The sequence below is a fragment of the Acidovorax sp. Root217 genome (genome assembly GCF_001428645.1).
In the GTDB taxonomy this organism is placed as follows: domain Bacteria; phylum Pseudomonadota; class Gammaproteobacteria; order Burkholderiales; family Burkholderiaceae_C; genus Acidovorax.
In genome coordinates, this window is sequence record NZ_LMIH01000041.1 from 259,760 (window position 1) to 281,451 (window position 21,692).

The following is a 21,692-nucleotide window of genomic DNA, read 5'->3' on the forward strand; positions in this document are numbered from 1 at the left end:
GGCTACGCTGCGGTGCTTCCACCAGCGCGGCACCATGCCCAGCACGCCCACGATGAGGCCGGCAGAGAAGGCCGTGAGCACGACCAGCACCAGCGGCGCGCGCCACTGCGTGCCGAAGAAGAAGTGCACGGTGGCGTCCTGCTGGTTGTTCAGCGCGAAAGCGAAGAGGGTAAAAAAAATGGCTGCCTTGAGCAGCCACAGGAGGTATTTCATGGGGCTCCCCGGTGGTGGGGAGATTCTAAGGCGGCGGTGAAGCCGTCCCTGGGATGGTGCGCACCCGTGTGGGGAATGCGCGTCCCTGTGGGCGATCCGTTCGCCCGGCGTGTCAACCCGAGGTGCCCGTGGCCTTGGCCGCGGCTGCCGGGGCGGGCGCACCGTCGTCTTCCATCTCCGCTGTGCGCTTGTCCACGGCTTCGCGCAGGGCCTTGCCTGGCTTGAAATGGGGCACGCGCTTTTCCGGGATCGCCACGGCTTCGCCGCTGCGTGGGTTGCGGCCCATGCGCGGTGGACGGTGGTTCACCGAGAAGCTGCCAAAACCCCGGATCTCGATGCGATGGCCACGCACCAGCGCGTCGCCCACCGCGTCAAGAATGGTCTTGACGGCGTATTCGGCATCGCGGTGGGTGAGCTGGCCAAAGCGGGCGGCCAGTTCTTCAACAAGGTCAGAGCGGGTCATGGCGTCAATGTAGGGGTGAATGAGCAGCGGGCGCACTAGGCGCCCGCTGACTGACCTTCAAGGGGTCAGATTATCACTTGTCGGAGTTGTCCAGCTTGGCGCGCAGCAGGGCGCCCAGGCTGGTCGTACCGGCGCTTTCGCGGCTCGATTGCTGGCTCAGGTTGGCCATGGCGCCTTGCTCGTCGGCCATGTCCTTTTGCTTGATCGACAGCTGGATGTTGCGGGTCTTGCGATCCACATTGACCACCACAGCGGTGACTTCGTCGCCTTCCTTGAGCACGTTGCGGGCATCTTCCACGCGGTCGCGGGAGATTTCCGACGCGCGCAGGTAGCCCACGATGTCTTCGCCGAGGTCGATTTCAGCGCCACGGGCGTCCACGGTCTTGACCTTGCCGGTCACCGTCTGGCCCTTGTCGTTCACGGTCACGAACGTGGTGAACGGGTCGCCGTCGAGCTGCTTGATGCCCAGCGAGATGCGTTCGCGGTCCACGTCCACGGCCAGCACGATGGCTTCCACTTCCTGGCCCTTCTTGTAGTTGCGAACGGCGGCTTCGCCGGGTTCGTTCCACGAGAGGTCGGACAGGTGAACCAGGCCGTCGATGCCGGCAGCCAGACCCACGAACACGCCGAAGTCGGTGATCGACTTGATAGGACCCTTGACGCGGTCACCGCGCTTCGTGTCCTGTGCGAATTCTTGCCATGGGTTGGCCTTGCACTGCTTCATGCCCAGGCTGATGCGGCGCTTGTCTTCGTCGATTTCCAGAACCATGACTTCGACTTCGTCGCCCAGCGAAACCAGCTTGGCGGGAGCGATGTTCTTGTTGGTCCAGTCCATTTCGGAGACGTGCACCAGGCCTTCGATGCCCGGCTCGAGTTCGACGAACGCGCCGTAGTCAGCAATGTTCGTGATCTTGCCGAACAGGCGCGTGCTCTGGGGGTAGCGGCGGTTCACGCCCATCCATGGGTCGTCGCCCATTTGCTTCAGACCCAGCGAGACACGGTTCTTTTCGGTGTCGAACTTGAGGATCTTGGCGGTGATTTCCTGACCCGCCGTCACCACTTCCGATGGGTGACGCACGCGGCGCCATGCCATGTCGGTGATGTGCAGCAGGCCGTCGATGCCGCCCAGGTCCACGAACGCACCGTATTCGGTGATGTTCTTGACCACGCCTTGAACGATGGAGCCTTCCTTCAGGGTTTCCATCAGCTTGGCGCGCTCTTCGCCCATGGAGGCTTCCACCACGGCGCGGCGGCTCAGCACCACGTTGTTGCGCTTGCGGTCGAGCTTGATGACCTTGAATTCCAGGGTCTTGTTCTCGTAAGGCGTCAGGTCCTTGATAGGACGCGTGTCGATCAGCGAACCGGGCAGGAACGCGCGGATGCCGTTGACCAGAACGGTCAGGCCGCCCTTGACCTTGCCGCTGGTGGTGCCGGTGACGAATTCGCCGGATTCCAGGGCCTTTTCCAGGCTCATCCACGAAGCCAGGCGCTTGGCGGTGTCGCGCGACAGGATGGTGTCGCCGTAGCCGTTTTCGATGGAGCCGATGGCCACCGACACGAAGTCACCCACTTGGACTTCGACTTCGCCCTTGTCGTTCTTGAATTCTTCCAGCGGCACGTAGGCTTCAGACTTGAGGCCGGCGTTGACCACGACGAAGTTGTGTTCCACGCGCACGACTTCGGCGGTGATCACTTCGCCTGGGCGCATTTCGGTACGCTGCAGGGATTCTTCAAAAAGGGCGGCAAAAGATTCTGACATGTGTTTCCTTGCCACAAACAGGATTCCGGGAGCACCATTGCTTCCGTTTTTATAGCTGCTTGCGGTGGTTTTTTGCGGCAAAGCCGCGGTTAGGTGGTGGTTGATCCACAGGGCCCGTGCGCTGGTGAGCGAGCGGTGCCATTGGGGCCGTGCAGGGCTTGCGCCCTGGCTTGCAGCGCCTTGCGGCCCTGCCAGTCAGCCCTGCGCGGCCGGGGCTGCGAAAGGCTGCCGCTCCTGCCACCAGACAAGTACCTGATCGACGGCTTCATCAATCGTCAATTCGGAGTTGTCCAGCACCAGGGCGTCCTGCGCGGGCTTCAAGGGGGCGACGCTGCGGGAACTGTCCCGCGCATCGCGCGCCTCTAGGTCTGCACGAAGGTCGGCTATGTTAGCTGAAAATCCCTTTGAAATCAACTGCTTATACCGGCGCTCCGCGCGGCACGCGGCGCTGGCCGTCAAATACACCTTGAGCGGGGCTTCGGGGAAGATCACCGTGCCCATGTCGCGGCCGTCCGCCACCAGGCCCGGCAGGCGCCGAAAGCTGTGCTGCAGGTCCACCAGGGCCTCGCGCACGGCGGGCAGGGACGATACGCGCGAGGCGTTCATGCCCGCCTCTTCGGTGCGGATATCGTCGGTGACGTCGTCCTGGCCGAGCAGCACGCGCCCGCCCTCGAAGTGCACGGGCAGGGTCTTGGCCATGTCGGCAATGCGGGTTTCGTGCGCCGCGTCGATGGCCAGGCCCTGGCGGATGGCCGCCAGCGCCGTGATGCGGTACATGGCACCCGAGTCTAGGAAGCGGTAGCCCAGGCGCTGGGCCACGGCCGCCGCCACGGTGCCCTTGCCCGACGCAGTGGGGCCGTCGATGCAGATCACCGGGGTGCGCTCGGTGGCGGCATGCGCCACCGAAAACAGTGCCTCGAAATAGTCCGGGAAGGTCTTGGCCACGCACCTGGGGTCTTCGATGCGCACCGGCAACCTGGCCGGATTGAACGCCGCGAGCGAGAAGCACATGGCCACGCGGTGGTCGTCGTAGGTGTGGATGCTGGCGGCCTTCCAGTCGGCCAACTGCGCGGGCGGGGTCACGCGGATGAAATCGGCGCCTTCTTCCACCGAGGCGCCGAGCTTGCGCAGCTCGGTGGCCATGGCGGCGATGCGGTCGGTTTCCTTCACGCGCCAGCTGGCGATGTTGGTCAGCGTGGTGGTGCCCTCTGCGTACAGTGCCATCACCGCCAATGTCATGGCCGCGTCGGGAATGTGGTTGCAATCGAGGTCGATGGCCTTCAGGGGCCAGCCCTCGCCGGGCTCACCCCGGCGGATGTGCAGCCAGTTGGCGCCGCCGGTGACGTGCGCGCCCATGGCGCGCGCGGCCTCCACAAAGCGGATGTCGCCCTGAATGGAGTCGAGTCCCACGCCATGGATGCGGATGCCTTCGGGCAGGCCTTCGTGTCCCGCGGCAATGGCGCCCAGCGCGATGAAGTAGCTGGCCGAGGAGGCGTCGGCCTCCACATGGATGTCGCCGGGCGAACGGTATTGGCTGCCAGCGGCAATGGTGAAGCGCTGCCAGTCCTGGTGCGTGACCTCGATGCCGAAGCGGGTCAGCAGTTGCAGCGTGATGGCGATGTAGGGCTTGGAGATCAGTTCGCCCACCACGTCGATCACGATATCCTGTGTGCGCGCCGCCAGCGGCAGCGCCATCAGCAGGGCGGTGAGGAACTGGCTGGACACGTCGCCGCGCACGCGGATGGGCGCGGCCAGCGCCAGGGCTGGCACACCCTGGCCGTGCGCAATGCGCAGCGGCGGGTAGCCATCATTACCCAGGTAGTCGATCTGGCAACCGAGCTGGCGCAGCGCATCGACCAGGTCGCCGATGGGGCGCTCGTGCATGCGCGGTACGCCCGACAGCTCGAACTCGCCGCCCAGCAGCGACAGCGCAGCGGTGAGCGGGCGCATGGCCGTGCCGGCATTGCCCATGAAGAGTTGGGCGGGTGAGCGGGGTGTGGCGCCGCCCAGGCCGGTGATGCGCACGGTGTTGCTGCCGTCCTCGTCCACCGTGCAGCCGATCTGGCGCAGGGCATCGAGCATGACGCGCGTGTCGTCCGAGGCCAGCAGGTCGTGCACGGTGGTGGTGCCTGCGCTCAGTGCGGCCAGCAGCAGCACGCGGTTGGAGATGCTCTTGGAGCCGGGCAGGTGGACTTCGCCGCCTGCCGCGTCCAGGGCCGGCAGGTCGAGATAGGGCGTGCTGAACATCAGCGCCCCTTGCTCGTGCGCTGCGCGCCCATGCGCCAGTGCGCGCGGGTCTCGCTGGCCAGGGTGATCATGTCTTCCAGAGCCTGTGCGTCGCCCTTCTGCATGGCCTGCTCGATGTTCTGCAGGGTCTGCTGGAACAGCCGCGACTGGGCCAGCAATTCCTCGCGGTTGGACAGCAGGATGTCGCGCCAGACCTTGGGGTCGCTGGCGGCAATGCGCGTGAAATCGCGAAAACCGGGGCCGGCCAGCGACAGGAAGTCGTCACCATCGTTCTGGCCCGTGATGCTGTTCATCATGGCAAAGGCCAGCAGGTGGGGCAGGTGGCTCACGGCGGCAAAGGCCGCGTCGTGCGATTCGGGCGACATGCTGCTCACGCGGCAGCCCAGCGCAGTCCACACGGTCTCGGCCTGGCTGAGCTGGGTGGTCAGCGTTTTCTCGGTAGGGGTCAGGATGACCTGGCGGCCGGTGTACAACTCGGCATCGGCATGCTCCACGCCCGCGACCTCGCGGCCCGTGATGGGGTGGGCGGGCACGAACGAGCCCACCTGGTCGCGCAGCGCGCGGCGCGCGGCCTGCACCACGTCGGCCTTGGTGGAGCCTACGTCCATGATCAGCATGTTGGGTGTGACCAGGTGCTTGATGGCCTTGAGCGTGGCTTCGGTGGCAGAGACGGGCACGGCCACCAGCACGATGTCGGCGCCGGCCACGGCCAGCAGGGCCGAGGGGGCCTCCACGTCGATCACGCCCATCTGGCGCGCACGGTCGGTGGTGGAGGGCGACTTGCTGTAGCCGACCACGCGCTTGACTAGGCCGGCCTTTTTCATCGCCAGGGCGAAGGAGCCGCCCATGAGGCCGCAGCCGATGAGTCCCAATTGTTCAAACATGGTGCGATTCCGGCATGTATCGGTGCGGGGCTGTTCCCCGCGAGAGCGCAGCCGTCCCCAGGGGGGCGGTGGCCAGGCATCGGGCGGTGCGCGCTGGCGTCATGGCGCGACCGGGTAGGTGCCCAGCACCTTGTAGAAGGCGCACAGGCTGCGCAGCTCTTCGAGCGCGCGCGCCAGGTGGGGCTGGGCGGGGTGGCCGTCCAGGTCGATATAGAAGTAATACTCCCACTGGCCGGTGCGCGCGGGGCGCGATTCGAAGCGCGTCATGGACACGCCGTGGGTCTTGAGCGGCACCAGCAGGTCGTGCACGGCGCCGGGCCGGTTGGGCACCGAGACCACCAGGCTGGTGCAGTCCTTGCCCGAGGGAGGGGGCGTCTGCAGCGTGTGCGGCAGGCAGATGATGGCAAATCGCGTGCGGTTGTAGGCATCGTCCTGGATGGCATGCGAGACGATGTGCAGGCCGAACTGGGTGGCAGCGCGTTCGCTCGACAGCGCGGCCCAGGCAGGGTTGGTCGTGGCCAGCCGGGCGCCTTCGGCATTGCTCGACACCGGGCGGCGCTCGGCATGCGGCAGGTGCTTGGACAGCCAGGCCTGGCACTGGGCCAGGGCCTGAGGGTGGGCCAGCACCGCCTCGATGCCGTCCAGCGAATTGCTGGTGCGCAGCAGGTTGTGGCGCACCAGCAGGCTGACCTCGCCCACCACATGGGTGGGGGTGTGCAGGAACAGGTCGAGCGAGCGCGTGACCACGCCTTCGGTGGAGTTCTCCACGCCCACCACGCCGTACTGGGCGCTGCCTGCGGCCGTGGCGTGGAACACTTCGTCGAAGTTGGCGCAGTACATCAGGTCGGCCGCACCACCGAAGAACTCGATGGCCGCCTGCTCGCAGAAGGTGCCCTCGGGGCCGAGCACGGCCACGCGCTGGGGCGATTCGAGCGCCAGGCAGGCCGACATGATCTCGCGCCAGATGGCGGCCACGTGCGGGCCCTTGAGCGGGCCCGGGTTGGCGGTCTGGATCTTGTCGATGACCTGGGCCACGCGGTCGGGGCGAAAGAACGGCGTGCCCTCGCGCTTCTTGACCTCGCCGACCTGTTCGGCCACCAGGGCCCTCTGGTTGAGCAGCGTGAGCAATTGCTGGTCGATGGAGTCGATCTGCACGCGCAGGCTGGCGAGATCAGGGGAGGCTTGCGGTTGGGTCATGTAAGAGGCAACTTTTCGGGCTGGCGTCCGGATGAGAGGGAGGGGTAGGGGCTCAGGCGCGCTTTTGTTCAAATTCTCGCATGTAGTCCACCAACGCCTGTACACCGGCCAATGGCATGGCGTTGTAGACGCTGGCGCGCATGCCGCCCACGGACTTGTGGCCCTTGAGTTGCAGCAGGCCGCGCTCGCGCGCGCCGGCCAGGAAGGCATCGTTGCGCGACTCGTCACGCAGGAAGAAGGGGATGTTCATGCGCGAGCGGCAGTTGGCGGCCACCTTGTTCACATAAAGCTGCGAGGCGTCGATGGCGTTGTAGAGCAGCTCGGCCTTGGCGATGTTGCGCTGCTCCATGGCGGCCACGCCGGTCAGCTCGCCTTCGCGCTGGCGCAGCAGCCACTGGAAGGTCAGGCCCGCCACGTAGATGCCCCAGGTGGGCGGGGTGTTGTACATGGACTCGTTGTCCGCCACGGTCTTGTAGTCGAAGGCGCTCGGGCAGGCGGGCAAGGCGTGTCCCAGCAGGTCTTCGCGTACCACCACCAGGGTCAGGCCGGCAGGGCCCAGGTTCTTCTGCGCGCCGCCGAAGGCCAGGCCCACGCGCGACCAGTCGACGCCGCGCGAAGCCACGTGCGACGAGAAGTCGATGACCAGAGGGGCATCCGAGCCCAGGGCCTTGAGGTCGGGCAGCTCGTGGAACTCGATGCCGTTGATGGTCTCGTTGCTGCAGATGTGCAGGTAGCTGGCGCCGCGGCTCAGGTTCCAGGTGGCCGGGTCGGGCAGGGTCGTGAAGTCGCTGTCCTGGCTGCTGGCGGCGATGTTGACCTCGGAGGCGTACTTGCGCGCCTCTTTCTGCGACTTCTGGCTCCAGCTGCCGGTGACCACGAAGTCCACTGCGGCGGCGCGCGAGAGGTTCAGCGGCACGATGGCGTTCTCGGCCAGGCCGCCGCCCTGCATGAACAGGATCTTGAAGTTCGCCGGCACGGCCAGCAGCGTGCGCAGGTCGGCCTCGGCCTGCTGGTAGATGGACAGAAACTCCTTGCCGCGGTGGCTCATCTCCATCACGCCCATGCCGCTGCCATGCCAGTCCAGCATTTCGGAGGCGGCTTGCTGCAGCACTTCGGCGGGGATGGCGGCGGGGCCGGCGGAGAAGTTGTAGGGGCGGTTCATCTGAAAACGAAAAATAAGACTGTCGTTCGATGGGCCTGGCGGCTTGCTGCCCGCTGTGGCCCGCACTGCTGTTGCCTGCTGCCCGATGGGTAGGGCCTGCGGCACCCGGCGCCCCGGTGTGCCGCAGCCTGCAAGCGGTTCGTCGTCAGGACTCGGGAGTGCCGTCGGCGCCTGGCGCCGCATCGCCTTCGGTGCCTGCGCCGCTCTCATCCGAACCCTCGGGATCGATCACGTTGGCGTCGTTCTCCACGATGCGCTGCAGGCCGCTGAGCTGGGAGCCTTCGTCCATGGCGATCAGCGTCACGCCCTGCGTGGCCCGGCCCAGTTCCCGGATCTCGGAGACACGGGTGCGCACCAGCACGCCCTTGTCGGTGATCAGCATGATCTCGTCGTCGGCATGCACCAGGGTGGCGGCCACGACCTTGCCGTTGCGCTCGCTCTGCTGGATGGCGATCATCCCCTTGGTGCCCCGGCCATGGCGTGTGTATTCGACGATGCTGGTGCGCTTGCCGTAGCCGTTTTCGGTGGCGGTGAGCACGCTTTGCGTTTCGTCCTCGGCCACCAGCATGGCGATCACGCTCTGGCCGTCTTCCAGCGTCATGCCGCGCACGCCGCGGGCCTGGCGGCCCAGGGGTCGCACGTCGTTCTCGTCGAAGCGCACGGCCTTGCCGCCGTCGCTGAACAGCATCACGTCGTGCTGGCCATCGGTGAGTGCGGCGCCGATCAGGTAGTCGCCGTCATCGAGGTTGACGGCAATGATGCCGCCCTTGCGCGGGTTGCTGAATTCGTCGAGCGCGGTCTTCTTCACGGTGCCCATGCTGGTCGACATGAACACGTAGCGGTCGGCCGGGAAGGTGCGCATGTCACCCGTGAGCGCCAGCACCACGTTGATCTTCTCGCCCTCTTGCAGCGGGAACATGTTCACGATGGGGCGGCCGCGCGAGCCGCGCGAGCCCGCAGGCACTTCCCAAACCTTGAGCCAGTACAGCCGGCCGCGGTTGGAGAAGCACAGGATGTAGTCGTGCGTGTTGGCGATGAAGAGCTGGTCGATCCAGTCGTCTTCCTTCGTCGCCGTGGCCTGCTTGCCGCGCCCGCCGCGCTTTTGCGAGCGGTACTCGGACAGCGGCTGGCTCTTGATGTAGCCCGTGTGGCTGAGCGTCACCACCATGTCGGTGGGGGTGATCAGGTCCTCGGTGGAGAGATCCTGCGCGCTGTACTCGACGATGCTGCGGCGTGCGCCCAGCTTGTTCTGGCCGAACTCCGTCTTGATCGAGGTGAGCTCTTCGCCAATGATGGTCGAGACGCGCTCGGGCTTGGCCAGGATGTCCAGCAGGTCTTCGATGACCGACATGACTTCCTTGTATTCGGCAACGATCTTGTCCTGCTCCAGGCCGGTGAGGCGCTGCAGGCGCATCTGCAGGATTTCCTGGGCCTGCGTTTCCGACAGGCGGTACAGGCCGTCCTGGCCCATGCCGAATTCCTTCTCCAGCGAGTCGGGGCGGTAGTCGTCGGCACTGATCACGCCGCCGTCGGCACGCGTGCGGGTGAGCATCTCGCGCACCAGCTTGCTGTCCCAGGGGCGGGCCATCAGCTCGGCCTTGGCCACCGGCGGGGTGGGGGCGTTGCGGATGATGGCGATGAAGTCGTCGATGTTGGCCAGCGCCACGGCCAGGCCTTCGAGCACGTGGCCGCGGTCGCGCGCCTTGCGCAGCTCGAACACCGTGCGGCGGGTGACCACCTCGCGGCGGTGCTGCAAAAAGACGCTGATCAGGTCGCGCAGGTTGCACAGGCGGGGCTGGCCGTCGATCAGCGCCACCATGTTCATGCCAAAGGTGTCCTGCAGCTGCGTCTGCTTGTACAGGTTGTTGAGCACCACCTCGGGCACTTCGCCACGCTTGAGTTCGATCACCAGGCGCATGCCCGACTTGTCGGACTCGTCCTGGATGTGGCTGATGCCCTCGATCTTCTTCTCGTGCACCAGCTCGGCCATGCGCTCCTGCAGCGTCTTCTTGTTGACCTGGTAGGGCAGCTCGTCGACGATGATCGCCTGGCGCTGGCCACGGTCGATGTCCTCGAAGTGGCACTTGGCGCGCATCACCACCTTGCCGCGGCCGGTGCGGTAGCCATCCTTCACGCCGTTGATGCCGTAGATGATGCCGGCCGTGGGGAAGTCGGGTGCCGGGATGATCTCCATCAGATCATCGACCGTGGCATCGGGGTTGCGCAGCATGTGCAGGCAGCCATCGACCACTTCGTTCAGGTTGTGCGGCGGGATGTTGGTGGCCATGCCCACCGCGATGCCCGACGAACCATTGACCAGCAGGTTGGGCAGCTTGCTGGGAAGCACGATCGGCTCTGTCAGGCTGCCGTCGTAGTTCGGGCCAAAATCGACAGTCTCCTTGTCGATGTCGGCCAGCATTTCGTGGGCAATCTTGTCCAGGCGAATTTCGGTGTACCGCATGGCTGCGGCGTTGTCGCCATCGACCGAACCGAAATTGCCCTGGCCATCGATCAGCGGGTGGCGCAGGCTGAACGGCTGGGCCATGCGCACGATGGTGTCGTAGATGGCCGAGTCACCGTGCGGGTGGTACTTACCCATCGTCTCGCCGACCGCCTGGGCACTCTTGCGGTACTTGCTGTTGTAGTTGTTGCCCATCTCGTGCATGGCATACAGCACGCGCCGGTGTACGGGCTTCAGTCCATCGCGCGCATCGGGCAGCGCCCGGCCCACGATCACGCTCATCGCGTAGTCGAGGTAACTGCGCCGCATCTCCTCTTCGAGGCTGATGGGCAGGGTTTCTTTGGCAAACTGGGTCATAGGACGGCGGTGGCGGCGAAGGAGAATCATTTTAGAGGGGAAAGCGTGTCGCGCTCCCGCAACATATCGTCGCAATTACGGTTTTGTCCTACGGGCCCCAATGCGGTGCGGGCGCTTTTGCCTAGTTACGTATGGCACAATCGTTTGAACGCTTTGGGTGATGGTCACCTCAAGCGTCCTGATTCGCAGCGAGGCTGCGGCTTTTTCCCCAAGAGGAGAACCATGAAGAAACTGAACAAAGTGGCGATGTTGTTTGCCTCTGCAGCGCTCGCAACCGCCGCTGGCGCCCAAACCGTTGACAACTGGAGAGATGCTTCTGGCCAACTGGTCTGGAAGAACGGCACCAACGAATACTGCTGGCGCAATGCCAACTGGACGCCAGCCACCGCTGCTCCAGGCTGCGATGGCGCCATCGTGGCTCCAGCTCCCGCACCTGCCGCTGCTCCAGCACCTGGCGCTGCTCCAGCACCTGCCGCCGCTGCACCTACGCCTGCTGCTCCCGCAGTCATGGCAAGCAAGGTGACCTACGCTGCCGACGCATTCTTCGACTTCGACAAGTCGGTGCTGAAGGCAGAAGGCAAGGCCAAGCTGGACGACCTGGTCTCCAAGGTCAAGGGCATCAACCTGGAAGTCATCATCGCCGTGGGTCACACCGACTCCGTGGGCTCCGATGCTTACAACCAGAAGCTGTCGGTCCGCCGTTCCGAAGCCGTCAAGGCTTACCTGGTGTCCAAGGGCATCGAAAAGAACCGCGTGTACACCGAAGGCAAGGGCGAAAAGCAACCAGTGGCTGACAACAAGACCGCTGAAGGCCGCGCCAAGAACCGCCGCGTGGAAATCGAAGTGGTTGGCACCCGCGCTCAGTAATCTTTCGATTGCTCTGCACAAAGAAGCCCCGGCAACGGGGCTTTTTTTCGTCTGGACCTTTTCGAATTTTGTACTAGTACAAAGTGCCCTGAGGTGAATCCATGGCACGTTGCACATATATATAGACGCGGTTCGAAAACTCTCTGGGGCCCGGCTTTAGGCGCGAAGTCATGGCGGCGGCCATCATCGTTGACAATGCACACCATGAGCGAAGAAAAGACCACCATTCCCCTCAACGCCGACCCGGCCGAGTTGGCCAAGTTTTCCGCACTGGCCCACCGCTGGTGGGACCCGGAGAGCGAATTCCGCCCGCTGCACCAGATCAACCCCTTGCGCCTGGACTGGATCCACGCCCTGTGCGGGCTGGGCGGCAAGCGCGTGCTCGATGTGGGCTGCGGCGGCGGCATCCTGGCCGACTCCATGGCACGCAAGGGGGCCGACGTGACGGGCATCGACCTGGCCAACAAGGCCCTGCGCGTGGCCCAATTGCATGCACTCGAAGCCGGCACCAAAGGGGTGCAGTACCGCGAAATCAGCGTGGAGGCGCTCGCTGCGGAGCAGCCCGCCAGCTTCGACGTGGTGACCTGCATGGAGATGCTGGAGCATGTACCCGACCCGGCATCCGTCGTCAAGGCCTGTTCCGAACTCGTCAAGCCCGGCGGCTGGGTGTTCTTCTCCACCATCCACCGCAATGCCAAGGCCTTCATGCTGGCCATCGTCGGGGCCGAGTACGTGCTCAACATGCTGCCGCGCGGCACGCACGAGTACGCCAAGATGATCCGCCCGAGCGAACTGGCCTCGCATTGCCGTGCTGCGGGCCTGGACGTGCAGCAGACCCGCGGGCTGGAGTACAACCCGATCACCAAGCGTTACTGGCTCAGTGCAGACACCAGTGTGAACTACATGTTCGCTACACAGCGCCCCGCTTGATTCGACCTGACAACCCTTGCCTGTGACGACTCCCCCTGTGACACCCATCTTCCACAACATCCGAGCCGTGCTGTTCGATCTGGACGGTACCCTGATCGACAGCGCCCCCGACCTGGCTGCTGCCGCCGACAAGATGCGCACCGACCGGGGTCAGGAATCCTTGCCTTTGGCGCGCTACCGCTCCATGGCCGGTGCCGGTGCGCGCGGCATGCTGGGCGAGGCCTTCGGGCTCAAGCCCGAGGATGCGGGGTTTGCCGCCCTGCGCGAGGAGTTCTTTGCCAACTACGAAGCGCGCATGACGGTGCTCACCGAGGTGTTTGACGGCGTGCCGGCATTGATCCAGGCGCTGCAGGCCCGGGGCCTGGCCTGGGGTGTGGTGACCAACAAGGCCATGCGCTTCACCGACCCGCTCACGCGCGCCATGCCGCTGTTTTCCAGCGCGGGTGCCGTGGTCAGCGGCGACACCACACCGCACGCCAAGCCGCACCCGGCCCCACTGCTGGAGGCGGCCGCCCGCTTGAAAATCGATGCCAGCCAATGCATCTACGTAGGCGATGACGAGCGCGACATCGTGGCGGGCCTGGCCGCCGGCATGGGCACGGTCGCAGCTACCTACGGCTACCTGGGCTCCGCGCAGGCCCCGCATGCCTGGGGCGCACACGCTGCAATTAAATCTCCCTCCGAGCTCTTGCAACTGCTGGGACAGGCCTAAAATAGGAAGTCTGGGGCTGTCCTGGTTTCGACGTGGGTTCGGAGCCGGTGTGGTGCATGTCGAGCTTGATTCACGCTCGTAAATCTCGATTTAACAAACTAACTGCAAACGACGAACGTTTCGCACTCGCTGCTTAATTGCCAGTGAGCCTTGCAACAGTTGGCCGATGGGCTGGGCAAGGGGGTTCTGAGCAATCAGAGCCTCCCGGCTGCAAGGATAATTACATGGGCTGGCTCCGATCCGGGTACCTTGGATTGGGGCGAGACTTAAGGGTACTGGCGGCCTGTGTAGCGTGCGACTGCGCGACACAGGTGGCGAGACTCAAATCAGACCGCTAAACATGTAGATCTGCCCGGTGAAGGCTTGCGGACGCGGGTTCAATTCCCGCCAGCTCCACCACCTATCGACCAAAGGCGCTCATCCTGATCGGATGAGCGCCTTTTTTCTTGGCCATTGCCTGCAAGTTCGTGCCATTTGGCGCGGATTGGTGCACGATCACCCCTGCCGGCGCCGCCACAGCTGTTGCCCCAGGAATCCCACGACCGCCATGTTGGCCAGCGCCACGGCGGCCGATGCCACGCTCGGGTGGTGCGCGAAGTGCCACAGCTCGAACGGGATGTACAGCGCGCCCGAGAGAGCGCCCAGCCACTCGCCCCACCACCGGTCCTTCCACAGGCCATAGGCTTCGGTAAAGCGCACCAGCACATAGGCCGTCGCGGCCAGCAACAAGGGGCGGAGGTCGGCGCTGAGCAACTGGTCGATGTCGGTGAGGACCATGGCGGGGTAGCGGTCACCGGGCTTGAGGCCAATATGGCCGATGAGCGATGCCACGACGTGGTGCAGGTCGTGGTGCAGCAGGCCCACGAATCCCAGGCTGGCCGCCAGCGCTGCAAAGCCCTTGAGCGCCTCGAATGCGGCGATGGCGCGCAGTGCCTGGCGATGGGGCGGGGCGCCATCGCGGCGTGCAGGCGGCTGATTCGATGGGGTGGGTCGTCGGTGCATGCCTGCCATCGTAGCTGCGGGCGATGCGCGCGCGCTCTCTCTCTGTATCTATCGCCTGGGCTTGCTGGTGCGTGGGGCCCTGGGCGCCGGGCGCGCCAGATCGGCATTCGTCTGCTCCAGCCAGAGCAGCGCATCCATCTGTGCCATGAACCGGCGCAGGTAGTCCGGCGAAAGGGTGCGCATCAGGCCCAGCGAGCGCAGCATGAGCTTGTGCGAGTTGAGGGGGCCGGCGTTCTCGGGCGCCTTGTGCAGCGCCTGCGTGACCTGCTGCTCGGCGGAGATCTTGGACCAGACCTCGCTGAACTGGCGCACGCTCTTCATCTCCGATGTGCTGGTGCTTTCGCTGGTGCGCACGTGGTCGGCCTCGGCCTGCGCGCGTGCAGCCAGGTCGCGGTTGAGCAGGGCCAGGGGCGAGTCTGTTGTGCAGGTGGCCACGTGTGGTGCTGGTGGTGTGGCGGGCGCAGTGCCGGCCCGCGCGGCGTAGTCGGCCACGGCGGCCTGCAGCCGCTGCTGCAGCAATGCCTGTACGGCGGGCGGCTGCGCCTGCATGCGCCGCGCCAAAGCCTCCAGGTAGTGGAATCGCGCGGGGTCATGGCCTTCGCTGCCATCCGCCTTCAATGACTCCAGCGTAGGCTGCTCGCTCATGGCGGCTTGGGTTTGGTGGCCCGGGGCACGGGTGCCATCTCTACACGCCGGTTCTGCGCGCGGCCCTTTTCGTCGGCGTTGTCGGCCACGGGCTGCTCGGCGCCGAAGGCGGCGGCGAACACCTGGGACGAAGGCATGCCCTCTTCGGCCAGGGCGCGCGTCACGGTCAATGCGCGCTGGGCCGAAAGCTCCAGGTTGTCGGCAAAGCGCTGGTTGCCGCCGCTGCGCAGCAGGGTGTTGTCGGTGAAGCCGCTCACCATCAGCATTTCGTCACGCTCGCGCAGGTACACCAGCAGGGGTTGCACCAGGCTTGTCAGCAACTGGCGGCCTTCGGGCCGCAACTCGGCCGAACCCGCCCCGAACAGCACGCTGCCGCTGATGCCGATGCGGCCGTTGCTCACGGTCACGCGGCCGCTGGCCAGGGGGATGGCCAGGGCCTTCTCCAGGGCCATGCGGCGCTGCTCTTCCATCTGGCGCTTTTCCACTTCCTGCTTGAGGCTGGCCACCAGATCGATCTGCACCACCAGCACGCCCACCAGGATCAGCACGAAGGCGCCCAGCAGGCCGGCCATCAGGTCGCCGAAGACGGCCCAGACCGGGGCGGTCTGTTCGGTGGCGTCGTCCAGGGTGTCGTCATAGCCGGTCACGCGGCCACTCCCTGCGCCGATGCAGCTGCGGCCGCCTGGCCATGCAGGCGGCGCAGGTCTTCGACGATGCCTTGCTGCGAGGAGATGCTCAGGTCGATCACCTCGCGCGCCTGGGCCACGTAGTAGGCCAGTTGCTCATCGCTGCGGCCCAGGGACTGGCCGATGGCGCTTTCGATGCCCTGCAGTCCCTGCACCAGCTTGTCGTTGCTGGCGGTGAACAGGCCCACGCCATGGCTGAACGACTCGCCCAGGCTGGCCAGCTCCACCGCGCTGGCGGCCACGTGCACGGCCACCTCGTCGACCTTGCCGGCCTGCGTGCCCAGCGCTTCGCTGAACTGCTGGCCGGCCTGTTCCAGCACCTGCGTGGCCGAGCCCACCATCGATTCGATGGCCGCACGCTGCTGCCCTGCGGCCTCGTTCACGGAATGCAGCAGGGCTGAGAGCTGCTCCATCATGGCCTTGCGCTCTTCCAATGCGATGTTGTCGCGCTCGCCCAGGCGCGTCATCTCCTGGCGCAGCTGGGTGATCACCTCGGCTGCAGCTTGCGGCACGTCGGACGCCGTCTGCAGCAGCCGCGTGAGCGGCGCTTCGAGGGCCGAGCCCAGCGTGGCCAGGTGCCCGGCCACGGCGGCCTGCAGGGTGTCCAGGCGGTCCACCGCAGCCTGGCCGCGCGCGGCCTCGTCGTCGCGCAGGGCCGCCAGCTCGGTGCGCCACACGCCGGTGAGTGCGTCCATGCGCTCGCCCTGGGCCTGCTCCCAGCGGGCCTCGGCGTCCACGCGCGTGCGCAGCAGCGCGTCGGACTGCTCCATCAGCCGGGCGGTGCTGCCCAGCGTCTGCTGCACCTGACCGGACATGCGCTCGGTCAGCTCGGCGGCCGTTTCCTCCAGGGTGCTGTACAGCCCCTGTTGCTGTTCTGCAGCCTGGATGCCCACGCGTTCCAACTGTGCCGTGACGGCACCCGCCATGCCTTCCATGGAGCGGCTCCAGGTCTCCAGGCGCTGCTGATCCGCCTGCACCTGGGCCGTGTGCGACTGGGCCACAGTGTCCTGCAGCGATGCCAGCAGGGCGTTGGCGCGTTGCTCGAAGGACTGTGTGGCCGCCTGCAGTGCCCGGTCGAGCTGATCGGTAGCACCCACCAGGGCCTGGCCTGCGGCGCGCTGCTGCTCCACTGTCTGGGCGCCGGCGCGTTGCCATTCGGCAGCGAGGGTGCCGGCCATGCCTTCCATGGAGCGGTTCCAGCCCTCCAGGCGCTGCTGGTCGGCCTGTGCTTGGGCGGTGTGCGATTGCGCCACGGTGTCCTGCAGCGAAACGAGCAGGGTGCCGGCCCGTTGGTCAAAGGCCTGGCTGGCGCTCTGCAGGGCCTGGTCGAGTTGCGTGGCGGCGCTGGCCATTGCCTGGCCCACTTCGCGTTGCTGTGCCGCAGCCTGGGCGCCTGCGCGCTGCCATTCGGCGGTGAGCGCGCTGGCCGTGCTCTCCATGGAGCGGTCCCACCCCTCCAGCCGCAACTGGTCGGCGGCGGCCTGGGCGGCGTGGGATTGGTCCACGGTTTCCTTGAGCGAACCCAGCAGCGCACCCGTGCGCTGCTCGAAGCCCTGCGTCACGGATTGCAGCGCGCCATCGAGCTGCGCGACCAGATGGCCCTGGGTATCTTTGTGGCTGTGCAGTGCATCGGTCCAGGTGGCGGCCACCTGGCGGGCTGTGCCCTCCCATTGGGCGGACAGGGCCTGCATCTGCGCATCGGTGGCCTCGCGCAGGCGCTGGTGCGAGCGCTCAGCCTCTTGCGCCAGGGCGGCCATGGCCTGTTCGACCACGGGACGGATGGTCTCGCCCGCCTGGCGGGCGCTGGTGGTCAGGCTCTCTTGCAGCGACGCGCCCACGGTGCCGGCCAGCGTGGTGTATGCACTGGCTGCCTCGCGGTGAAAGCCCTGCTGCTGGGTGACCAGTTGCTCGTTGAGTTGCCCGTGGCGGCGTTCCAGGCCCTCCATCAGGCCCTGCAGCCGCTCGGCAATCAGTGGCATGGCCTGGGCCTGGGCCTGCAGGGCGGCAAACAACGCTTCGCGCCGGTGGGCCGCCGAGAAAGGCCGCAGCACGGTGGCGATGCGGGTGTCGAGCAGGCGCAGCACCTGCAGGCGCTCGCGGCGGGCGATGGCGGACATCAGGCCCAGCATGGCCGAGGTGGCGACGCCGGCCACCGAGGTGCCGAACGCCAGCCCCAGGCCCTTGATGGGCGCGGCCAGCGCCGCGCGGATGGCTTCGAGGTTGGACGATGCCTCCAGCGCGAACACGGCGCCATTGAAGGTGACCACCATGCCCAGAAAGGTGCCCAGCATGCCCAGCATGACCAAGAGGCCCACCAGGTAGGGGGTGAGGGCCGGGCCGGGCGGGGCCACGCGCTCGCCTTCGATGCGCTGGCGCACGGGCGTGCGCAAGGCGGGGTGCAGGCGTTCCAGCCAGGCACCCAGGTCCGTCTGCGGCGGTGCCGGGTCGTCGGCCAGCGCCGCAGCCAGCGAGGTGCTTGCCGAGCGGAACTGCACCAACTCATAGGCGCCCAGCAGGTACACCCCGGCGATCACCGCCGTCATCGCCAGCGCCAGCGGGCTGGTTCCCACGAAGCCCCAGGCCACCCAGCCCACCACCGCCAGGCCGGCTGCAAACACGCCGGCCATCACACTCTTGTTCATTCCTGAATACCCGTTCTTTTGTTCTCGTTGCGGGCTGCTTCCAGCAGCCCCGTGATCGGTTGCAGGCGCACCTGCATCTCTGCCAGCAGCAGGGCCTGCAGGTCCTGCTCGAAGCTGGCCAGCCAGCCGCCCGCCCGGCGCCAGCGCAGCGGGTCATCGGCCTGGCCTGAATCCTGTAGCCGCGCCTGGTGGGCCTTGCGCAGTTGCACGAAGCGCCGCTCCAGGTGCCCGGGCAGCGACGCCCACAGCCGCTGCTCGCGTGCGCCCAGCATCTGCTCCATCACCCCGTCCAGCGCCGCCAGCTGCCTGAGCGTGGCCGAGCCCTTGAGCAGGCCGGCCCGCACCTGGGTGCGCAGTGCCACCAGGCGCATGTCCATCTGCTTTTGCAGCTCCTGGTAGCGTGGTCCGTGGGCCGCGAAATCGGCCTGGGCCTGCGGGTCGGGCTGCTCGACGGGCGTGTTGTCTGCCCGCTCGCGCACGGGCCTGGCCGGTTTGGCGGGTGCCGTGACCAGGCGCGTGAGGTCCGCCTTGGCTTTCTGGAAGAGCTCCTCCAGTGCCAGGACATCCAGGGCCAGGTCCTGCGGCACTGGTGCCTGCGCGGCGTGGGTCTCGATGGAGCGCAGCGAGCCGTTGAGCTCGACCGCATCCACCACGCTCAGCCATTGGCCGAGTTGCCCGGCCACATCGCTGTCCAACGGCGCGCGCTGCGCCTGCGTCCATTGCGCAAGCAGGACGACGAGGCGCGAACTATCGAGTCGGTGGGGTAGGGACATCCGGAAAAAGCCAATCCACTGCGCCAAGCCTCCTTGGGAGCGCTGGCATCGGGGGCAGTCCCCGGTGGGCAAAACCGCGTATTATCGTTCATATGGGCCAGGATCCCGAAAAGCGGTGCCCGGGCGTTGCAGGTGTTACATGCCCTGCTGGCCGGAAAACAGGCGCTGGCGGTGCATTTTTGACAAATCGCTGGCAAGGCGATTTCTTTTTCTGCCATTTGTCGTCAAAATTTGCGAAACCATGAATGTGCTCAGGAGGGGTAATATTCCGGCGCGGGGATGCGGTGGGCCACTGCTGTATAAGCAATCAGTAATGCAATCCCCCAAATACTCTCCTGCGAATTCCTGCGGCTTTTGCGGTGCGACCAGCTACCGCCGCGTCGTGGCACGTGACACCCTTGGGGTTCTGCGCGCCACCGAGCGCCTGCTCTGCACGGGCTGTACGCGCGAGTTTCCCGATGTGAAGACATGGCGCCAGGGGCGGCAGGATACGCCTGCGGCCTTTTCTCCTGCAGGGTAGGGGGCAGGGTCTTCGCGCTGGCAGTTACAGGAACTGGGCCCGGAGTCCGACCATGATTCGCCGGCCGGCTGCGGGCTCGAAAAAGCGGCCATTGCCGTCGTTCACGATGAGCGAGCCGGCGTAGCGCCGGTCCAGCAGGTTGTCCAGGCGCGCCCAGGCCTGCCAGCGCGGGCTCGCGGTGGCCTTGCCGAAGGTGTACCCGGCGCGCAGGCCCACTACCGCAAAGCCGGGTGCGGCTTCGCTGTTCACATCGTTCGCAAACACCTTGCCGGACACGTCCAGCGTGGCGCCCAGTTGCCAGGCGGCGCTGGGCGTGTAGTCCAGCGCCAATTGCGCCACATGGCGCGCGGTGCCGGGCAGGCGGTTGCCGGCGGCCACGCGGGCGCCCCCTGCGCCGGTGTAGGCATCGCCAAAGAACGCATCCAGATAGCTGTAGGCGGCACGCGGCTTCCAGGCGCCGGCCTGCGCGCTCCAGGCCAGCTCCAGCCCGCGCCGACGCACGTTGTCGGCGTTCTGAAAGATGGTGCGGCCGTTCACCGTGGCGGCGGGCACGATCTCGCTGCGGCTGCGCGCGTCGAACCAGGCGGCCTGCACCTGGTGCACTGCTCCCTGCCACTTGGCGCCGATCTCCATCTGCCGGCTGCGCGAGGCGGCCAGGCCGAAGTTGGGCCCGGTGTTGTCCCGGCTGTAAGCCATCTCGGCCAGGGTCGGGGTCTCGAAGCCCCGGCCCAGGTTGGCATACAGGTTGAGCTGGTCGCTGGCGCTCCACACCACGCCCAGCACCGGGCTGGTCTGGCGCCAGGTGCGGGCACCGCTGTCGTCGGGGTTGGTCGGGGTGATGAAGTGGTCGCTCACGCGCATGTCCACGCGACTGCTGCGCAGGCCGGCCACGGCGCGCCAGGTGGGCGTGATCCATGCGTCCACCTGCGCGAACAGGTCGGTGTTGCCAGCCCGGTCGCGCTCGTTGCGCCGCAGGGCGCCCGGTGTACCGTTCTGGTTGACCAGGCCCTGGCGTTGCTCCGATAGCCGGTCGGCATCGATGCCCACGGTCCAGGTCAGCGGCAGGCCCGAGGGCATTCTGGCGCTGTGCGTCCAGGCCAGGCTCAGGCCGTGGTAGTCGCGGTCCAGGTCCACCACGCCGCCGGCGCTGTTCTCGGCTGCGCCGCTGAACGCGAGGTACTGGGTGAGCGAGCGCTTGCCCCCATAGGCGCGTGCGCGCACGCTGTCGGCCGCGCCCAGTTGCCGCTCCAGCACCAGGCCCCACTGGTTCTGCGCCACTGATTTGCGCGTGCCGAAGGTGCCGGCCACCTCGGGTGCCTGGCGCGGATTGGCGTTGAACTGCGCGCGGGTCAGGCCCAGTGGGTCCTGCGCACCGGGCTGGTCGTAGAGGTTGATCAGGGCGGTGATCTTCGTGTCCGCATCGGGGCGCGCCACCAGCTTGCCGTTGAGGTGGGTGCGCCGCGCGGCGCTGTGCGCGCGCCAGCCGTCGGTCTCGAAACGCGATACGTCCAGCAAGCCCCCCAGCGTGCGGTCGCCGAAGTCGAACGACACATCCGCCAGGCGGTGGCCGAACGAGCCTGCCGCGATGGAGGCCTGCGCTGCGCCGCCCTCGCGCGGCTCGCGCGTGGTCACCTGCAGCACGCCGCCAGCCGCATTGCCATAGAGCTGGGCCAGCGGGCCGCGCAGCACATCCACCTGCGCGGCGGACTGCAATTGCGCCGTGGCCGCCTGGCCCTGGCCGTCGGGCATGGTGGCGGGGATGCCGTCCACCAGGATGCGCACGCCGCGCACGCCGAAGGTGGAGCGGGCGCCGAAGCCGCGCACGGCGATCTGCAGGTCCTGTGCGTAGTTCTGCCGGTCCAGTGCCACCACGCCGGCCTGGCCTGCCAGCAGCTCCGACAGGTTGACCAGTGGCGTGGCCGCAGTGAAGCCATCGACCTGCACGCTGGTATGGCTGGCCGCGCTGTCAAAGCGCCGCTGGGCCTGGGCGCTGCCCTGCACTTCGACGGGCGCCAGGGTGCCGCCTTCGCTGGCCTGCGCCACGGCTGCGCAAGGAGCCAGGCTGGCCAGCGCCGCGAATGCCGTGGAGAGCGCCTGTGCGCGGCGCTTGGCAGGAAGGCGGGGGTGGGCGAGGGCAGGGGGCATGGGCGGCATGGAGGGAGTGGCGCGGCC

At 66.7% G+C, this 21,692-nt stretch carries 17 protein-coding genes and 1 other RNA gene; 4 read left to right on the top strand and 14 right to left on the bottom strand.

Annotated elements, in window-relative coordinates:
• The 8 genes from ASE31_RS27720 to gyrA all read right to left on the bottom strand — a co-directional run.
• A partial coding sequence (locus ASE31_RS27720) for a lipopolysaccharide assembly LapA domain-containing protein (protein ID WP_235514788.1) occupies nt 1–213 on the bottom strand: 213 nt, incomplete at its 3' end.
• 112 nt (nt 214–325) lie between these two features.
• Nucleotides 326–676, bottom strand: a complete 351-nt coding sequence (locus tag ASE31_RS27725; protein WP_057206225.1) for an integration host factor subunit beta — start codon at nt 674–676, stop codon at nt 326–328.
• A gap of 73 nt (nt 677–749) precedes the next feature.
• Complete coding sequence (gene rpsA, locus ASE31_RS27730; RefSeq protein WP_057205905.1) at nt 750–2,435, bottom strand: 30S ribosomal protein S1; 1,686 nt, start codon at nt 2,433–2,435, stop codon at nt 750–752.
• A gap of 195 nt (nt 2,436–2,630) precedes the next feature.
• Entirely contained in the window at nt 2,631–4,682 is a 2,052-nt protein-coding gene (locus tag ASE31_RS27735) for a bifunctional 3-phosphoshikimate 1-carboxyvinyltransferase/cytidylate kinase (RefSeq protein WP_057205907.1), read from the bottom strand.
• Nucleotides 4,682–5,566 (bottom strand): prephenate dehydrogenase, encoded by an 885-nt coding sequence (locus tag ASE31_RS27740; protein WP_057205909.1) that lies wholly within the window; start codon nt 5,564–5,566, stop codon nt 4,682–4,684. The genes ASE31_RS27735 and ASE31_RS27740 overlap by 1 nt, the downstream gene beginning before the upstream one ends.
• A gap of 99 nt (nt 5,567–5,665) precedes the next feature.
• The gene (gene pheA, locus ASE31_RS27745) at nt 5,666–6,763 is read right to left on the bottom strand and encodes a prephenate dehydratase (protein WP_057205911.1); all 1,098 of its coding nucleotides are present in this window, start codon (nt 6,761–6,763) and stop codon (nt 5,666–5,668) included.
• Between the two features lie 52 nt (nt 6,764–6,815).
• A complete protein-coding gene (serC, locus tag ASE31_RS27750) occupies nt 6,816–7,925 on the bottom strand; it encodes a 3-phosphoserine/phosphohydroxythreonine transaminase (RefSeq protein WP_057205913.1) in 1,110 nt (369 codons plus the stop codon).
• 145 nt (nt 7,926–8,070) lie between these two features.
• The gene (gyrA, locus tag ASE31_RS27755; RefSeq protein WP_057205915.1) at nt 8,071–10,743 is read right to left on the bottom strand and encodes a DNA gyrase subunit A; all 2,673 of its coding nucleotides are present in this window, start codon (nt 10,741–10,743) and stop codon (nt 8,071–8,073) included.
• A 222-nt stretch (nt 10,744–10,965) separates the two neighbouring features.
• Here gyrA and ompA point away from each other — a divergent pair, with 222 nt between their 5' ends.
• From ompA to ssrA, 4 genes are all read left to right on the top strand, one after another.
• Nucleotides 10,966–11,610, top strand: coding sequence for an outer membrane protein OmpA (gene ompA, locus ASE31_RS33040; protein WP_057205917.1), 645 nt, complete (start codon nt 10,966–10,968; stop codon nt 11,608–11,610).
• A 204-nt stretch (nt 11,611–11,814) separates the two neighbouring features.
• A complete protein-coding gene (ubiG, locus tag ASE31_RS27765; protein WP_057205919.1) occupies nt 11,815–12,540 on the top strand; it encodes a bifunctional 2-polyprenyl-6-hydroxyphenol methylase/3-demethylubiquinol 3-O-methyltransferase UbiG in 726 nt (241 codons plus the stop codon).
• Between the two features lie 46 nt (nt 12,541–12,586).
• Entirely contained in the window at nt 12,587–13,252 is a 666-nt protein-coding gene (gph, locus tag ASE31_RS27770) for a phosphoglycolate phosphatase (RefSeq protein ID WP_057206227.1), read from the top strand.
• Between the two features lie 12 nt (nt 13,253–13,264).
• Nucleotides 13,265–13,651: a transfer-messenger RNA gene (gene ssrA / locus ASE31_RS31310) on the top strand.
• A gap of 96 nt (nt 13,652–13,747) precedes the next feature.
• On the opposite strand, the gene ASE31_RS27775 is transcribed toward ssrA, so the two are convergent.
• The 6 genes from ASE31_RS27775 to ASE31_RS27800 form a co-directional block, all read right to left on the bottom strand.
• Nucleotides 13,748–14,254, bottom strand: a complete 507-nt coding sequence (locus ASE31_RS27775) for a DUF2127 domain-containing protein (protein WP_235514789.1) — start codon at nt 14,252–14,254, stop codon at nt 13,748–13,750.
• 48 nt (nt 14,255–14,302) lie between these two features.
• Entirely contained in the window at nt 14,303–14,899 is a 597-nt protein-coding gene (locus tag ASE31_RS27780; protein WP_057205923.1) for a DUF2894 domain-containing protein, read from the bottom strand.
• Complete coding sequence (locus ASE31_RS27785; protein WP_057205925.1) at nt 14,896–15,546, bottom strand: OmpA family protein; 651 nt, start codon at nt 15,544–15,546, stop codon at nt 14,896–14,898. Before ASE31_RS27785 ends, ASE31_RS27780 begins: the two co-directional genes overlap by 4 nt.
• Entirely contained in the window at nt 15,543–18,227 is a 2,685-nt protein-coding gene (locus ASE31_RS27790) for a DUF802 domain-containing protein (protein WP_057205927.1), read from the bottom strand. Before ASE31_RS27790 ends, ASE31_RS27785 begins: the two co-directional genes overlap by 4 nt.
• A complete protein-coding gene (locus ASE31_RS27795; RefSeq protein WP_057205928.1) occupies nt 18,224–19,000 on the bottom strand; it encodes a DUF3348 family protein in 777 nt (258 codons plus the stop codon). The genes ASE31_RS27790 and ASE31_RS27795 overlap by 4 nt, the downstream gene beginning before the upstream one ends.
• Before the next feature lie 544 nt (nt 19,001–19,544).
• The gene (locus ASE31_RS27800) at nt 19,545–21,665 is read right to left on the bottom strand and encodes a TonB-dependent receptor (protein ID WP_057206229.1); all 2,121 of its coding nucleotides are present in this window, start codon (nt 21,663–21,665) and stop codon (nt 19,545–19,547) included.
• Nucleotides 21,666–21,692: the final 27 nt, after the last annotated feature.

What these genes read in the sequence shown, in the direction of transcription:
- ASE31_RS27725 (WP_057206225.1), bottom strand. Translation starts at nt 676, where the DNA reads ATGACCCGCTCTGACCTTGTTGAAGAACTGGCCGCCCGCTTTGGCCAG.
- rpsA (WP_057205905.1), bottom strand. Translation starts at nt 2,435, where the DNA reads ATGTCAGAATCTTTTGCCGCCCTTTTTGAAGAATCCCTGCAGCGTACC.
- ASE31_RS27735 (WP_057205907.1), bottom strand. Translation starts at nt 4,682, where the DNA reads ATGTTCAGCACGCCCTATCTCGACCTGCCGGCCCTGGACGCGGCAGGC.
- ASE31_RS27740 (WP_057205909.1), bottom strand. Translation starts at nt 5,566, where the DNA reads ATGTTTGAACAATTGGGACTCATCGGCTGCGGCCTCATGGGCGGCTCC.
- pheA (WP_057205911.1), bottom strand. Translation starts at nt 6,763, where the DNA reads ATGACCCAACCGCAAGCCTCCCCTGATCTCGCCAGCCTGCGCGTGCAG.
- serC (WP_057205913.1), bottom strand. Translation starts at nt 7,925, where the DNA reads ATGAACCGCCCCTACAACTTCTCCGCCGGCCCCGCCGCCATCCCCGCC.
- gyrA (WP_057205915.1), bottom strand. Translation starts at nt 10,743, where the DNA reads ATGACCCAGTTTGCCAAAGAAACCCTGCCCATCAGCCTCGAAGAGGAG.
- ompA (WP_057205917.1), top strand. Translation starts at nt 10,966, where the DNA reads ATGAAGAAACTGAACAAAGTGGCGATGTTGTTTGCCTCTGCAGCGCTC.
- ubiG (WP_057205919.1), top strand. Translation starts at nt 11,815, where the DNA reads ATGAGCGAAGAAAAGACCACCATTCCCCTCAACGCCGACCCGGCCGAG.
- ASE31_RS27775 (WP_235514789.1), bottom strand. Translation starts at nt 14,254, where the DNA reads ATGCACCGACGACCCACCCCATCGAATCAGCCGCCTGCACGCCGCGAT.
- ASE31_RS27780 (WP_057205923.1), bottom strand. Translation starts at nt 14,899, where the DNA reads ATGAGCGAGCAGCCTACGCTGGAGTCATTGAAGGCGGATGGCAGCGAA.
- ASE31_RS27790 (WP_057205927.1), bottom strand. Translation starts at nt 18,227, where the DNA reads ATGAACAAGAGTGTGATGGCCGGCGTGTTTGCAGCCGGCCTGGCGGTG.
- ASE31_RS27795 (WP_057205928.1), bottom strand. Translation starts at nt 19,000, where the DNA reads ATGTCCCTACCCCACCGACTCGATAGTTCGCGCCTCGTCGTCCTGCTT.
- ASE31_RS27800 (WP_057206229.1), bottom strand. Translation starts at nt 21,665, where the DNA reads ATGCCCCCTGCCCTCGCCCACCCCCGCCTTCCTGCCAAGCGCCGCGCA.